Genomic DNA, 14,206 nt, shown 5'->3' with positions numbered 1-14,206 from the left:
CCCGCGATGGGCCGGTCCTGCCGTCGTCGGAGGGTCAGCGGGCCGCCCGTGCCAGGAGGGCCACCGCCTTACTCAGGTGACCGGCCGCCAGCTCGTGGTCGGCCTCCGCCTGCAGGTCCGGACGTCTCCCGGTGGCCTGCGCCACGTCCCTGGCGACCGACACGAGCGTGTCGCCCTGCGCGAACGTGTCCGTCCCTGACCTGTCCAGCAGCGTCGCGGCGGCGGACACCGCGCCGAGCACGACGCGCGGCTCGCGTACCGCGCCGCCGGTGGTCCAGTTGCGTTCCGGAAGCGCGGCCGTCAGCGTCATCGCCGCCGCCTTCGACGCCGCGTCGCCGCGCGCCAGCCGGTCCCTGAGTGCCTTGAGGCGGTCGCGGCCCGGGTCGGTCCGCAGCCCCCATCCGTAGGGGAAGAGCGGGTCGTACGCGGCGTCGCCCACGTTGATCGGCACCTGGGCGGCCGTACGGAACCAGGTGAACGGCAACCGCCCCGTGTACGGCACTGCGCCGAACAGCGGGTCGGCCACCCCCGCGCCCTCGGTGCCGGGCAGCCACGACGCCACCAGGGCAGGCACCCGCGACAGGTCGCCCAGTTCCAGCGGCCGTCCCGACACGACGAGCACGACGCACTTCATCGCGCCGCACACCCGGTCGATCGCGGCCCGGTCGGCGGCCGCCAGGCCGAGCGTGCGCCCCGCCCTGCCGACGTCGCCGAAGCCCTCCGCGTACGGCGTCTCCCCGACCACCACCACGCCCACGTCGTGGCCGGCCGGCGGCGCCGAGGCGTCAGGCGAGTGGGTGACGGCGGCGGCGCGCGAGCGGATCGCCGACAGGATCGTGGTGCCCGGCGTGATCGGCCCGGACGAGCCCTGCCAGGTGATCGTCCAGCCGCCCGACTGGTTGCCGACGTCGTCGGCGTTCGACCCGGCCACGTACACCTTCGCGTCGCGCCGCAGCGGCAGCAGTCCTCCCTCGTTCTTCAGCAGCACCTGCGACCTGGCCACCGCCGTGCGGGCCACCTCGCGGTGCGCGGGCGAGCCGACGTCGGCGAGCCGCGACCGGTCGGCGTACGGCCGCTCGAACAGGCCGAGCCGGAACTTCTGGGTGAGGATCCGCCTCACCGCGTCGTCCACCCGCGCCACCGGCACCCGCCCGGCCTCCACCTCGGCCTTGAGCGTCCGGCCGAACTCCTGGTAGGCGTACGGAACCATGATCATGTCGAGTCCGGCGTCGACCGAGGTTCGCACGTCGCTCGGGTAGTCGCCGGGGATCTGGTCGATGGCCTGCCAGTCGCTGATCACGAAGCCCTGGAAACCGAGCCGGCCCTTGAGCACGTCGGTGATCAGCTCGCGGTGGGCGTGCATCTTGGTCGGCCCCTGGCCGAGGTCGACGCTGGAGAACGACGGCATGACCGTGCCCACGCCCCGCCTGACCGCCTCGGCGAACGGCGCCAGGTGGACCGCTTCCAGCGTCTGCCGGTCGACCTCGGTGACGCCCTGGTCGATGGTGTAGTCGGCGGTGGTGGACGAGCCGTACGTGGTGCCGCCGTCGCCGACGTAGTGCTTGGCCGTGGCGAGCACCCCGTGCTCCTGCAGCCCGTTGACGATCGCGGCCATCCGGGTCACCAGCGCCGGGTCCTCGCCGAACGACTCGTAGACACGTCCCCAGCGGTCGTCGCGCGACACGCACAGGCAGGGCGAGAAGTTCCAGGGGATCCCCGTGGCCTTGACCTCGCGGGCGGTGATCTTGCCGACCTGCTCCACCAGGCCGGGGTCGCGGGCGGCGCCGAGCCCGATGTTGTGCGGGAAGATCGTGGCGCCGACCACGTTGTTGTGGCCGTGCACCGCGTCCACACCGTAGATCAGCGGGATCTGCAGCCTGGTCTGCCGGGCCCGCACCTGGTAGCCGTCCACCATGTCGGCCCAGGCCACCGGGGTGTTGGGCGTGGGGGTGGAGCCGCCGCCCGACAGCAGCGAGCCGAGCAGGTGGGTGGCGATGTCGTTCGGGGCGGCGAGCGCGCCGCGCTCCGCCTGCGTCATCTGGCCGACCTTCTCCTCCAGGGTCATCCGGCCGAGCAGGTCGGCGACGCGCTGCCTGACCGGCCTACGCGCGTCGAGGTACGGCAGGCCGTGCGCGTCGATCACGATGGCCGGGTGCTCCGCCGGCGGGCGCGTGCCCGCGCCGGACAGCTCGATCGGGATGGTCTCGGCCACCTCCGCCCGGCGGTCGCCCAGCGTCCTGACCGTGAACGCCTGCGCCGAGCCGGAGGCGGTGCCCGCCGGGAACGTCAGCGTGCCCTCGGCCGGCGTGTAGTCCTCGCCGGGGGTGGCCGTGCCGGTCCCGGTCCGGTAGCCGACGGTCAGGTCGGCGGGCAGCGGGGCGCCGGTGGCCGTCGTGACCGACACGCTCACCCGGACCTCGGCCTTCTCTCCGGTGGTGTAGACGGGCCGGTCCGTGGCCAGCCGTACCGGGCGCGGGGGAGCGGTGCCGTACACCTGCACCTCGTCCCAGACCAGCGTGCCGGAGTCGGCCGGCAGCCGCATCGAGTAGCCCCACATAGCGGCCAGGTCCAGCTCGCCGTCGGCCGGCGCGCCGCCGGGCTGGTAGTCGGGGCGGCGCACGAAGTCGGCGAACGGCACCTTCACCTGCCGCCAGCCGGCGGTGTCGTCGGTGAACGACGACTCGAACAGCTCCGAGGCGCCCGGCCCGGTGCCGCCGTCCTTCACCTCGAAGAAGATCTTCTGTCCTGATCCGGTGCCCTGCACCCAGAACGCGAACCCCTCGTACGGGGACCAGTCCTGGGCCGTGGCCAGGTCGTGCGACCAGCCGCCCCACTGGGCCACGTCGTAGACGGCCTTGAGCGCGCGGTTGCCGTCGGGGGCGCCGGGCCGGTCGGGTCCGGGTTCCACGGTCAGCACCGGGGTGGAGGGGCCGTCGTTGCCCCAGGCCACCACCCCGGGGGGCAGGGTGGTGGCCTCGAAGTCGGTGATCGTGAGGTCGGCCTGGAGCGTGGCGTGGACGGGGGGCGGCGCGACGAGGAGCGAGGCCAGCAGGGCTGCGGCCGCGCCGAGGGGGGCTGTCAATCGGAACACGGAACCTCCCGGGTTGGAGAGAGCGCTCTCTCCGATGAGATCGGGAGTGGGGGACATTTCATAACATCTCGTAATTCGCCGCCGTCAGCTTCGCGGTCGTGGTGTCCGCGAGGGCCTCGGTCAGGCGCCGACGTAGGCCGCGAGATGCTCCCCGGTCAGCGTGGAACGGCCGGCGACGAGATCGGCGGGCGTCCCCTCGAAGACGATCCGGCCGCCGTCATGGCCGGCACCGGGACCGAGATCGATGATCCAGTCGGCGTGCGCCATCACCGCCTGGTGATGCTCGATGACGATGACCGACTTGCCGGACTCGACCAGCCGGTCGAGCAGGCCCAGCAACTGCTCCACATCAGCGAGATGCAGGCCGGTGGTCGGCTCGTCCAGCACGTACACGCCGCCCTTCTCGGCCATGTGGGTGGCCAGCTTGAGCCGCTGCCGCTCGCCCCCGGACAGCGTGGTGAGCGGCTGGCCGAGACTCAGGTAACCGAGCCCGACATCGGCCAGCCGGACCAGGACGGCGTGCGCGGCCGGCGTGCGCGCCGGGCCGGCGCCGAAGAACTCCTCGGCCTCGGCCACCGACATCGCCAGCACCTCGCTGATGTCACGGCCGCCGAAGTGGTACTCCAGCACCGACGCCTGGAACCGCTTGCCCTCGCACTCCTCGCAGGTCGTGGCGACCCCGGCCATCATCGCCAGGTCGGTGTAGATGACACCGGCGCCGTTGCAGTTGGGGCAGGCACCTTCGGAGTTGGCGCTGAACAGCGCCGGCTTCACACCGTTGGCCTTCGCGAACGCCTTGCGGATCGGGTCGAGCAGCCCGGTGTAGGTCGCCGGATTGCTCCGTCGCGAGCCACGGATCGCGCCCTGGTCGATCGACACCACACCAGCCCCGGCCGGGATCGACCCGTGGATCAGCGAGCTCTTGCCCGAACCGGCGACACCGGTGACCACGCACAGCACCCCGAGCGGGATGTCGACGTCGACCTCGCGCAGGTTGTGCGCCGTCGCGCCGCGGATCTCCAGCATGCCCTTGGGCGTGCGCACCGTCTCCTTCAGCGCGGCCCGGTCGTCGAGATGGCGGCCGGTGAGCGTGCCGGCGGCCCGCAGCCCCTCGACGGTGCCCTCGAAGCAGACGCTGCCACCCGCCGTACCGGCGCCGGGGCCGAGGTCGACGACGTGGTCGGCGATCGCGATCGCCTCCGGCTTGTGCTCCACGACGAGCACCGTGTTGCCCTTGTCCCGCAGCCGCAGCAGCAACTCGTTCATCCGCTGGATGTCATGGGGGTGCAGGCCCGTGGTGGGCTCGTCGAAGACGTAGGTGACATCGGTGAGCGAGGAGCCGAGGTGGCGGATCATCTTGGTGCGCTGCGCCTCGCCGCCCGACAGCGTGCCCGACGGCCGGTCCAGCGACAGGTAGCCCAGCCCGATCTCCACGAACGAGTCGAGAGTGCGCTGCAGCACGCCGAGCAGCGGCGCCACCGACGGCTCGTCGAGGCCGCGGACCCACGCGGCCAGGTCGCTGATCTGCATCGCGCAGGCTTCGGCGATGTTGATCCCGCCGATCCGCGAGGAACGGGCCGCCTCGTTGAGGCGGGTGCCATCGCACTCGGGACAGGCGGTGAAGGTGACGGCCCGGTCCACGAACGCCCGGATGTGCGGCTGCATCGCCTCCCGGTCCTTGGAGAGGAACGACTTCTGGATCTTCGGGATCAGTCCCTCGTAGGTGAGATTGACACCGTCGACCTTCACCTTGGTCGGCTCCTTGTGGAGGAAGTCGTGCAGTTCCTTCTCCGTGTACTCGCGGATCGGCTTGTCCGGGTCGACGAAGCCCGACTCGGCATAGACTCGCACGGTCCAGAAGCTGTCCGACTTCCAGCCGGGGATGGTGAACGCGCCCTCGGCGAGCGACTTGGAGTCGTCGTAGAGCTGGGTGAGGTCGAGATCGGTGACCGTGCCCCGGCCTTCACAGCGCGTACACATGCCCCCGAGGCGGGTGAAGGTCGCCTTCTCGGTCTTGCGGGCGCCGCGTTCGACCGTGATCGCACCGCTCGCCCGGACCGTGGGGACGTTGAAGGAGAAGGCTTGGGGCGAGCCGACGTGCGGCTGCCCGAGCCGGCTGAAGAGGATCCGCAGCATCGCGTGGGCGTCGGTGGCGGTGCCGACCGTGGAGCGGGGGTCGGCGCCCATCCGCTGCTGGTCGACGATGATCGCGGTCGTCAGCCCTTCGAGGACGTCGACCTCCGGCCGCGCCAGCGTCGGCATGAAGCCCTGCACGAAGGCGCTGTAGGTCTCGTTGATCAACCGCTGCGACTCCGCGGCGATCGTGCCGAACACCAGCGAGCTCTTGCCCGAGCCGGAGACGCCGGTGAACACCGTCAGCCGGCGCTTCGGGATCTCGATGCTGACGTCCTTGAGGTTGTTCACGCGTGCGCCGTGCACGCGGATCAGATCGTGGCTGTCGGCAGCGTGCGGCGCAGGCGACTGCGTGTCCGTCGTCGTGGGCGTGCTCATCGTGTCTCCATCTGTTACGCGGGGTCGCCTCCGCGGTATCCGTGGTGTCGCCCGGCTCGCGCTGACCGGCTTCGAGCAGAACGTCTGGTTCTCTTCCGGTTCGGCCCCTGCCACCTCCGGACCCCCGGGCCACGCGGCGCGCCCGGCCGAGGCGTCAGCCCGGCCGGCGGCCGTCGCGCATCAGCTCGCGGCCGGGCAGCTCACTCACCCCGCGCCGGGCCTGGATGGGGCGCGGGGGACGCGGAACCAGCGGTACGGGCACTCACTGGTCCTGGAGCAGCCCGAGGACGTTGCCATCGAGGTCGGTGACGGTGGCCACCAGGCGGCCGCCACCGACGTCGTGCGCGGGCTCCTTCATGGTGGCACCCGCGGCGGTCACCTCGGCCAGCTTCGCCTCGATGTCCGGCACGTGCCAGTAGGCCACCGGCGCGGACATGCCCTGCGACCCGCCGCCCGGCACCAGCCCGATGTGCTGGCCCTCGACCTCGAAGCCGACGTAGAAGGACTCGTCGGTCTGCGGCGGGACGCCGAGCAGGGCGGCGTACACCGCCTTGGCCTTCGCCAGGTCGGAAACGGGGTGCAGCACGGTCTTGATTCCCTGGGTGGACGAGCCGGTCATGGTCACTCCTGAGGTCGTGGGTCCGGTCGGGATCTCCGGGCGGAAGGGGAGTCCGGAAATCGACGGGCGATGCCCGTGACAGTCACGCTAGGCGCGACTCTGGGGCCGGCGCTTCTCGATTCCTGACCGGTCTGGTCACCTGTTTCGCCACGCAGGACGGCATCCCCGCCGCGGCGTCCGCCGCCTGACGCTGGAAGGCGCTGGGCGGCATGCCGACCAGCTCGGTGAAGCGGGTGCTGAAGGTGCCCAGCGACGAGCAGCCGACCGTGAAGCAGACCTCGGTGACGCTCAGGTCGCCACGACGCAGCAGTGCCATGGCGCGCTCGATGCGCCGTGTCATCAGGTAGGAGTAGGGCGACTCGCCGTAGGCGAGCCGGAACTGGCGGCTGAGGTGCCCGGCCGACATGTTCACGCCGCGGGCGAGCGCCTCGACGTTCAGCGGCTGCGCGTACTCGCGGTCGATCCGGTCGCGGACGCGGCGCAGCCGCGCGAGGTCACGCAGGTGCTGCGCCGAGGCGGGTCTGCTGGTCACATGCGCGATCGTACGTCGTGCCGGAGTCACCCAGCGCCGTCGGTGCCCCGGGTCCGCTCCGTCCCCCCGCCTGGTCGCTTGCCTCCCGGGCCTGGTCCGCTTGGCTCCTTGACCTGCTCCGCTTGCCTCCCGGGGCCTGCTCCGCTTGCCGCCTCGGCCTGCTCCGGCCCCGAGGTAGCCGCCACTCCCGCACTCCGCCGGTCGGCTCAACCGCATCGAGGCCCCGTTCGCCGCGCCGGGCCACTGATGTCTCGACCGCACGGACCACGAGACCCACGAGGGGGCCGGCGGGGCGGCCCCTGACACGTGGGCCGCCCCGCCGGCAGGAGGTCAGAACAGGGGTGGCTCTTCCGCCGCCGTGGCCGTGGCGTCGTCCTGTCCGTCGGGGGCGCCCGGGGTGTTCGTGCCGTCCTGGTCGCCCTGTCCGTCCTGGGCCGGGGTGGCGGAGGCGGCCAGGGCGCCGCCCACGGCGCCGATGGTGTGGGTGAGGCGGACGCCCGAGCCGTCACGGCGGCCGATCTCGTCGGGCAGCGGCACCGGCTTGCCCACCGCCGACACCGCCTTGGCCGGGGCCGGCCCTGCCCAGGCCAGCAGCAGCACGTCCTCGCCCTTGAGGAACCGCTGGGCGCGCACGCCGCCCGTGGCCCGCCCCTTGGCCGGGAACTCCGCGTAGTCGGACACCTTGCCGCCTCCCACCTGGGTGCCGGCCAGGGCGGTGGCGGAGCCCGCGACGGTGACCACCTGGGCGGGCCGCGACGGGTCGACCGCGCCGAACCAGACCACCCGGGCGGCGCCGTCGAGCCGGATGCCCGCCATGCCGCCCGCCGGACGTCCTTGCGGGCGCACCACCGAGGCCTGGTAGCGCAGCAACTGCGCGTCGGAGGTGATGAACACCAGGTCGTGCTCCTCGGACTCCAGCTCGACCGCGCCCACCACCGTGTCGCCGTCCTTGAGGGTGATCACCTCGAAGTCGTCGCGGTTGGCCGGATAGTCGGGCACCACCCGCTTGACCACTCCCTGCGCGGTGCCGAGCGCGAGACCCGGCCCGTCGGGATCGAGGCCGCCGAGGCCGACGACCGTCTCATCGGGCTCCAGGGCGACGAACTCCGACACGGGATGCCCCCCCGACAGTGACGGCGGGTTGGCCGACGGCGGCAGGATCGGCAGGTCGACCACCTGCACCCGGATGAGCCGGCCCAGCGACGTCACCACGCCCACCTCGCCCCGGGCGGTGGTGCGTACGGCGGCCACGAGCACGTCGTGCGCGGTGCGGTCGCCCTCGCCCGCCAGCGGGGAGGCGTCGGTGGTGCGGGCCAGCAGGCCGGTGGACGACAGCAGCGCGAGGCACGGCTCGTCGGCCACCTGGAGCTCCACCGTGGCGGTGCGGGTGACGCCCGACGACTCCAGCAGCACCGTGCGGCGCGGCGTGCCGTACCTCTTGGCCACGTCGGCGAGCTCTCCCGAGACCACCTGGCGCAGCCGCGTCTCCGACGACAGGATGCCGGCCAGGTCGGCGATCTCGTCGGTGAGCTGCTGCTTCTCCCGGTCGAGCTCCAGCTTGTCGTAGCGGGTCAGCCGGCGCAGCGGCGTGTCGAGGATGTAGGCGGCCTGGATGTCGGTCAGGTCGAACACGTCCATCAACCGGGTCCGCGCCTCGGCGGAGTCGTCGGAGGAACGGATGACCTGGATGACCTCGTCGATGTTGAGCAGCGCGACGATGAGGCCGTCGACCAGGTGCAGGCGCTCCTCCCGCTTGCGGCGGCGGAACTCCGACCTGCGGCGCACCACTTCGAGCCGGTGGTCGACGTAGACGCGCAGCAGCTCGCGCAGGCCCAGCGTGCGCGGCTCGCCGTCGACGAGAGCCACGTTGTTGATGCCGAACGTCTCCTCCATCGGCGTCAGCCGGTAGAGCTCCGCCAGCACCGCCTCGGGGATGAAGCCGTTCTTGATCTCGATGACCAGGCGCAGGCCCTTGTGCCGGTCGGTGAGGTCCTTGAGGTCGGCGATGCCCTGCAGCTTCTTGGAGGTCACCAGCTCCTTGATCTTGGCGACCACCCGCTCGGGGCCGACGTTGTAGGGCAGCTCGGTGACGATGATGCCCTTGCGGCGCGGCGTGATCTGCTCGACCACGCACTTGGCGCGCATCCGGAACGTGCCGCGCCCCGTCTCGTAGGCGTCGCGGATGCCCTGCAGGCCGATGATCGTGCCGCCGGTCGGCAGGTCGGGGCCCGGCACGAACCGCATGAGCTCGTCGAGCGTGGCGTCGGGCTTCTTGATCAGGTGCCGGGCGGCGGCGACGACCTCGGTGAGGTTGTGCGGCGCCATATTGGTGGCCATGCCGACGGCGATGCCGGTGGTGCCGTTGACCAGGAGGTTGGGGAACGCCGACGGCATGACCGTGGGCTCGGTCTCCTGGCCGTCGTAGTTGGGCTTGAAGTCGACGGTGTCCTCGTCGAGCGACTCGACCATGAGCATCGCGGCCGGGGCCAGCCTGGCCTCGGTGTAACGCATGGCGGCCGGGAGGTCGTCGGGGGAGCCGAAGTTGCCGTGGCCGTCGACGAGGGGCAGCCGCATGGAGAACGGCTGCGCCAGCCGGACGAGGGCGTCGTAGATGGCGCTGTCGCCGTGCGGGTGGAGCTTGCCCATCACGTCGCCGACGACGCGGGAGGACTTGACGTGGCCCCGGTCGGGACGCAGGCCCATCTCGCTCATCGAGTAGAGGATGCGCCGCTGCACGGGCTTGAGACCGTCGCGCGCGTCGGGCAGGGCGCGCTGGTAGATCACCGAGTAGGCGTACTCGAGGAAGCTCGTGCGCATCTCGGAGGAGACGTCGATGTCGACGATCCGCTCCTCGAAGTCCTCGGGCGGGGGTGCAGTCGTGCGTCGGGCCATCTTGTGCTGCGCGGCTGCCTCGGCCGTCGCGCCGAGGGTTGAAGCGCATCCTCCTTTGCTTGTGCGGTAACCGTAGCCGTCGGTGCGCTGGAGAAGCGTCAGATCGGCGTGTGCGAGGTCAACGTAACCTACCTGTGGCATGACCATGATGCCCCTCGGCCTTGACACGGGCCCGGACGAGGAGCGCATGACGACGTCGCGCACGGCGCCGATGCCTGGCATCGTACTGGATGCCCGCCCCTTATGGCACACGTGTTCGACTGTGGATGGCTCTTGACCAAGCAATTGCTTGGGCGTTACGTTCCGGGAAGAGAGAACTCCCGGCCCCGGAGGCGTCATGATCGAGTTCCATCCTGTGACCAAGCACATCGGCGCCGAGGTGACCGGTGTCGACCTGCGCAAGCCGCTGTCCCAGGAAGAGGTCGCGACCCTGCGGGCGGGCTGGCTGAGACACCTGGTGCTGTTCTTCCGCGACCAGCCGATCGACGACGAGCAGCACCTGCAGTTCGCCCTGAACTTCGGCACGCTCAACCACCCGGCGTTCAAGAAGGACTCCGCCAGCCCCATCCACGTGCTCGACCAGACCGACCCCAAGGGGGAGGGCGGCGACGAGTGGCACAGCGACAACACCTTCGAGCCGGTGCCGCCCATGGGGTCGCTGCTGCGGTGCGTCCAACTGCCCGGCGTGGGCGGCGACACCCTGTGGGCCAACACCTACCTGGCGTACGAGACGCTCTCCCCGTCGATCCAGCGGCTGTGCGACGAGCTCACCGCCGTTCACGACATCACGAACTCGATGCGCAAGGCCATCTCCAAGGGACACCCGTTCGACCTGGCGGAGGTCCAGGCCAAGTGGCCGCCGATCGAGCGGCCGGTCGTCCGGGTGCACCCCGAGACGGGCCGCAAGGCGCTGTTCGTCAACCGCTCCTCGACCACGCGGCTCGTCGGGCTCACCGACCGCGAGAACGAGGCGCTGTTGCCGCTGCTGATCGACCACATCCGCTCGCCCGAGTACCAGGTGCGGCTGCGCTGGCGCCCCGGGACGCTCGCGTTCTGGGACAACCGGCCCACCCAGCACTACGCCGTCGCCGACTACACCGAACGTCGCCGGATGCACCGGGTCACCATCAACGCGTTCCCCGAGCACGCGGGCCGCTAGTCCAGCCGCAGGCCCGCCCACCCGGCGAACGCGAAGAACACGAACACCAGGGCCTCCACCCCGTAGACGATGTTGCGTGCCGTCGGGCCGAAGAACATGTACGCCACGGCGGCGAGGAAGGTGGCGGCCACCAGGAGCAGGTCCACTAGGCCCAGGACGATGGCCAGCGCGAGCCGGGCCAGGAACCAGGCGAAACCCAGGCCGTACAGGCTGCCCATGGTGGAGTCGTCGTACGCCCACCTGGACAGCGCCATGGGGGAGTAGAAGCACGTCTCCCAGTGGCTGCGCCAGCGGTCGTCGATCCCGGCCGCGCGCTCCTGGACGGCGGCCTCGGCACCCCGGAACTCGACGGTCCGCACCGTGCCGTGGGTCACGTCGATCAGCACCTGGCGGTCGACGATCTGGATGACCGCGGTGCCGTTGACGACCGCCGTGAACTCGCCCGTGCCGCTCTTGACCTTGTAGATGTGGTCGAAACCGGCGACCGAGGGATCGGCGGGGCTCTTGCGGGCGTTGCGGATGATCACGTAGAGGGCGTCGTCGGCCGTGCCCGCCAGGGAGTACGCGGCCCCGATCGAGAACACGCCGATGGGGGTGACGAGAGAGCTCTCCCCGGTGACCTTCACGCCGGAGGAGTCCCACTCCAGCTTCACCGGCAGCAGGGCCGGCTTGTACGAGCCCTTCGCCTCGCCGGCGGCGCAACCGGCGCTCGCCACGATCGCCAGCGTGGCGAGCGCGACGCGCGCGAGACGGCGTAAGCCGCCCGCGACCCCCGCACCCCGGCCGGCGGAGGATCCGGAGGGGGACGAGGAGGGGCGCGCGGCGGAAAGCATGGTCATGAGCCCTCCCGCGGGCACTCTGCGTAGCTTTATGCTTGCCCAACGTCTCGGCGCCTCCGCCGGTTCCGCGGGGCGGGACGACCGCGCCGGTGCCGGAATGTCGGCGAAACCTGGTAACAAGGAGGGCATGACTGAAGCCCCCGACGTGGCGATGCTCCGCGAAGAGGCCGAGGCGCGGCTGCGGGCACTCGCCGGAGACCACGCCAGGCTGCGCGACGACCAGTGGGCCGCCATCGAGGCGCTCGTCGTCGACCGCCGCCGGGTGCTCGTGGTGCAGCGCACCGGATGGGGCAAGTCGGCCGTCTACTTCGTGGCGACGGCCCTGCTGCGCGAGCTCGGCGAGGGCCCCACCGTCATCGTCTCGCCGCTGCTGGCTCTCATGCGCAACCAGATCACGGCCGCCGAGCGGGCCGGCATCCGCGCCGTCACGATCAACTCCGCCAACCCCGAGGCGTGGGAGGAGATCTACGGCCAGGTCGCCGACGGCATGGTCGACGTGCTGCTGGTCAGCCCCGAGCGGCTCAACAACCCCGACTTCCGCGACCACGTGCTGCCCGAGCTGGCCGAGAGCGCCGGGCTGGTGGTGGTCGACGAGGCCCACTGCATCTCCGACTGGGGCCACGACTTCCGCCCCGACTACCGCCGGCTGGCCACGCTGTTCGAGGAGCTGCCGCCCGGCATCCCCGTGCTGGCCACCACCGCCACGGCCAACGCCCGCGTCACCCGCGACGTGGCCGAGCAGCTCCGACCGGATGCCGACCTGCGGCCCGACGCCGCCGACACGCTGGTGCTGCGCGGCCCGCTGGAGCGGGACAGCCTGCATCTCGGCGTCGTCCGCCTGCCCACGGCCGAGCAGCGGCTGGCCTGGCTGTCGCAGACGCTGCACGAGCTGCCCGGTTCCGGCATCGTCTACACCCTCACCGTGGCGGCGGCCCACGAGATCGCCGCCCACCTGCGCGAGCAGGGCCACGAGGTGGCCGCCTACTCCGGGCAGAGCGAGCCGGCCGAGCGGCTGGCGGCCGAGGAGGCGCTGCTCACCAACAAGATCAAGGCGCTGGTGGCGACGAGCGCGCTCGGCATGGGGTTCGACAAGCCCGATCTCGGGTTTGTCGTGCACGTGGGCGCGCCGCAGTCGCCCGTCGCCTACTACCAGCAGGTCGGCCGCGCCGGGCGCGGGGTCGAGCGGGCCGAGGTCATCCTGCTGCCCGGCGCCGAGGACCGCGACATCTGGGCCTACTTCACCTCGCTGGCCTTCCCGCCGGAGCCGGTGGTCCGCGCCACGCTCCAGGCGCTGGAGGAGCACGGCATCCTGTCCACGCAGGCGCTGGAGACGAGGGTCGACCTGAGCCGCAGCCGGCTGGAGATGATGCTCAAGGTCCTCGACGTGGACGGCGCGGTGCGCCGCGTCAAGGGCGGCTGGGAGGCCACCGGCGAGCCGTGGGCGTACGACACCGAGCGCTACTCCCGTATCGCCGCCGAACGGCGTGCCGAGCAGGAGGCCATGCTCGGCTACCTCACCACCACCGAGTGCCGGGAGCGCTACCTCCGCTCCCACCTCGACGACGACACGGCCGGGCCGTGCGGCCGCTGCGACAACTGCACCGGCCGACACCGCTCACCCGACATCGCCGCGCCCGCCGTGGAGAGCGCCCGCCGCAGCCTGACCCGGCCGGGCGTCACGGTCGAGGCGCGCCGGCAGTGGCCCACCGGGCTGCCCGACCTGTCCGGCCGGATCAAGCCTGAGCTGGGCGCCGAGCCCGGCCGGGCGCTCGGGCGGCTGACCGACATCGGCTGGGGCAACCGCCTGCGCGAGCTGTTCGCCGCCCCGGACGCGCCGATCGCCGACGACATGTTCACGGCCGTGATCCAGGTGCTGTCGGCGTGGGAGTGGGGCGAGCGGCCCGTCGCCGTGGTCAACGTTCCGTCGGCCACCCGGCCGGTGCTGGTGCGCAGCTTCGCCGAGCGGCTCGCCCAGGTGGGGCGGCTGACCTACCTCGGCGAGCTGGGCTACCGGGCGGGGCCGCCGGGGCAGCAGTTCAACAGCGCCAAGCGGGTGCAGGCGGTCCGGGCGACGCTCGCCATGCCCAAGGAGCTCGGCGCGGCCGTGGCACAGTGCGGCGGCCCGGTGCTGCTGGTGGACGACCGGATCGACACCGGCTGGACGATGACGCTGGGCACGGCGCTGATCCGGCACGCGGGCGCCCCCGCCGTCCTGCCGCTGGCCCTGGCCACGACCTCCTGAAGCCGTCAACTTCTGAAGCGAAGAGCGAGAAGGCGTGCCGTTGTTCTCGACGGGCGAGTCCTACGATTTTTGGTAGACCCAGAGCTGGTAATTTTTGTTGGCCTTTTTCCACCGGCATTCTGCACGGATCGTATCTCTCCACCCACCATGTGGCCCGCTGCCGGCAGGCTGCCCGCTTGTTGAAGCGTTCCTTCGTATCCCGCCAGTGTCCAGCCTGCGTGGTGGTTCTCGCGGAGAAGGCGGTGGTCGTGGAACCCGTGGAGGTGGCGGCCACGGCCGGGGCCGTGAGGACTGTGCCGGTGAGCACGGGGGCCACCATTG

At 71.6% G+C, this 14,206-nt stretch carries 8 protein-coding genes; 2 read left to right on the top strand and 6 right to left on the bottom strand.

Annotation, left to right across the window (positions count from 1 at the left end; all coding sequences use genetic code 11):
* Window positions 1–34 precede the first annotated feature (34 nt).
* The 5 genes from FHU36_RS29665 to FHU36_RS29645 form a co-directional block, all read right to left on the bottom strand.
* Window positions 35–3,091 carry a glycoside hydrolase family 3 N-terminal domain-containing protein gene (locus tag FHU36_RS29665; RefSeq protein WP_312891913.1) on the bottom strand — a complete coding sequence of 1,019 codons (3,057 nt, stop codon included), beginning with the start codon at window positions 3,089–3,091 and terminating at the stop codon, window positions 35–37.
* A gap of 120 nt (window positions 3,092–3,211) precedes the next feature.
* On the bottom strand, window positions 3,212–5,602 hold the full coding sequence (locus FHU36_RS29660; protein WP_185087053.1) for an ATP-binding cassette domain-containing protein: 2,391 nt from the start codon (window positions 5,600–5,602) through the stop codon (window positions 3,212–3,214).
* Between the two features lie 262 nt (window positions 5,603–5,864).
* Window positions 5,865–6,221, bottom strand: a complete 357-nt coding sequence (locus FHU36_RS29655) for a VOC family protein (protein WP_185087052.1) — start codon at window positions 6,219–6,221, stop codon at window positions 5,865–5,867.
* Window positions 6,222–6,303: 82 nt separating this feature from the next.
* The gene (locus FHU36_RS29650; protein WP_185087051.1) at window positions 6,304–6,753 is read right to left on the bottom strand and encodes a helix-turn-helix transcriptional regulator; all 450 of its coding nucleotides are present in this window, start codon (window positions 6,751–6,753) and stop codon (window positions 6,304–6,306) included.
* Window positions 6,754–7,083: 330 nt separating this feature from the next.
* Entirely contained in the window at window positions 7,084–9,645 is a 2,562-nt protein-coding gene (locus tag FHU36_RS29645; RefSeq protein WP_246502601.1) for a DNA gyrase/topoisomerase IV subunit A, read from the bottom strand.
* A gap of 337 nt (window positions 9,646–9,982) precedes the next feature.
* Between FHU36_RS29645 and FHU36_RS29640 the strand changes: the two genes are divergently transcribed.
* Window positions 9,983–10,804: a TauD/TfdA dioxygenase family protein gene (locus FHU36_RS29640; RefSeq protein ID WP_185087050.1), complete on the top strand. Its 822-nt coding sequence runs from the start codon at window positions 9,983–9,985 to the stop codon at window positions 10,802–10,804.
* Here the strand turns inward: FHU36_RS29640 and FHU36_RS29635 are convergent.
* Window positions 10,801–11,643: a hypothetical protein gene (locus tag FHU36_RS29635; RefSeq protein WP_185087049.1), complete on the bottom strand. Its 843-nt coding sequence runs from the start codon at window positions 11,641–11,643 to the stop codon at window positions 10,801–10,803. The two genes, FHU36_RS29640 and FHU36_RS29635, sit on opposite strands and share 4 nt — an antisense overlap.
* Window positions 11,644–11,770: 127 nt before the next feature.
* On the opposite strand from FHU36_RS29635, the gene FHU36_RS29630 reads away from it, so the two are divergent.
* Entirely contained in the window at window positions 11,771–13,885 is a 2,115-nt protein-coding gene (locus FHU36_RS29630) for a RecQ family ATP-dependent DNA helicase (protein WP_246502600.1), read from the top strand.
* Window positions 13,886–14,206: the final 321 nt, after the last annotated feature.

Origin of the sequence: Nonomuraea muscovyensis, from assembly GCF_014207745.1 — a bacterium.
Taxonomy (GTDB): Bacteria; Actinomycetota; Actinomycetes; order Streptosporangiales; family Streptosporangiaceae; genus Nonomuraea; species Nonomuraea muscovyensis.
This window is presented reverse-complemented; position numbering and strand designations above follow the sequence as displayed.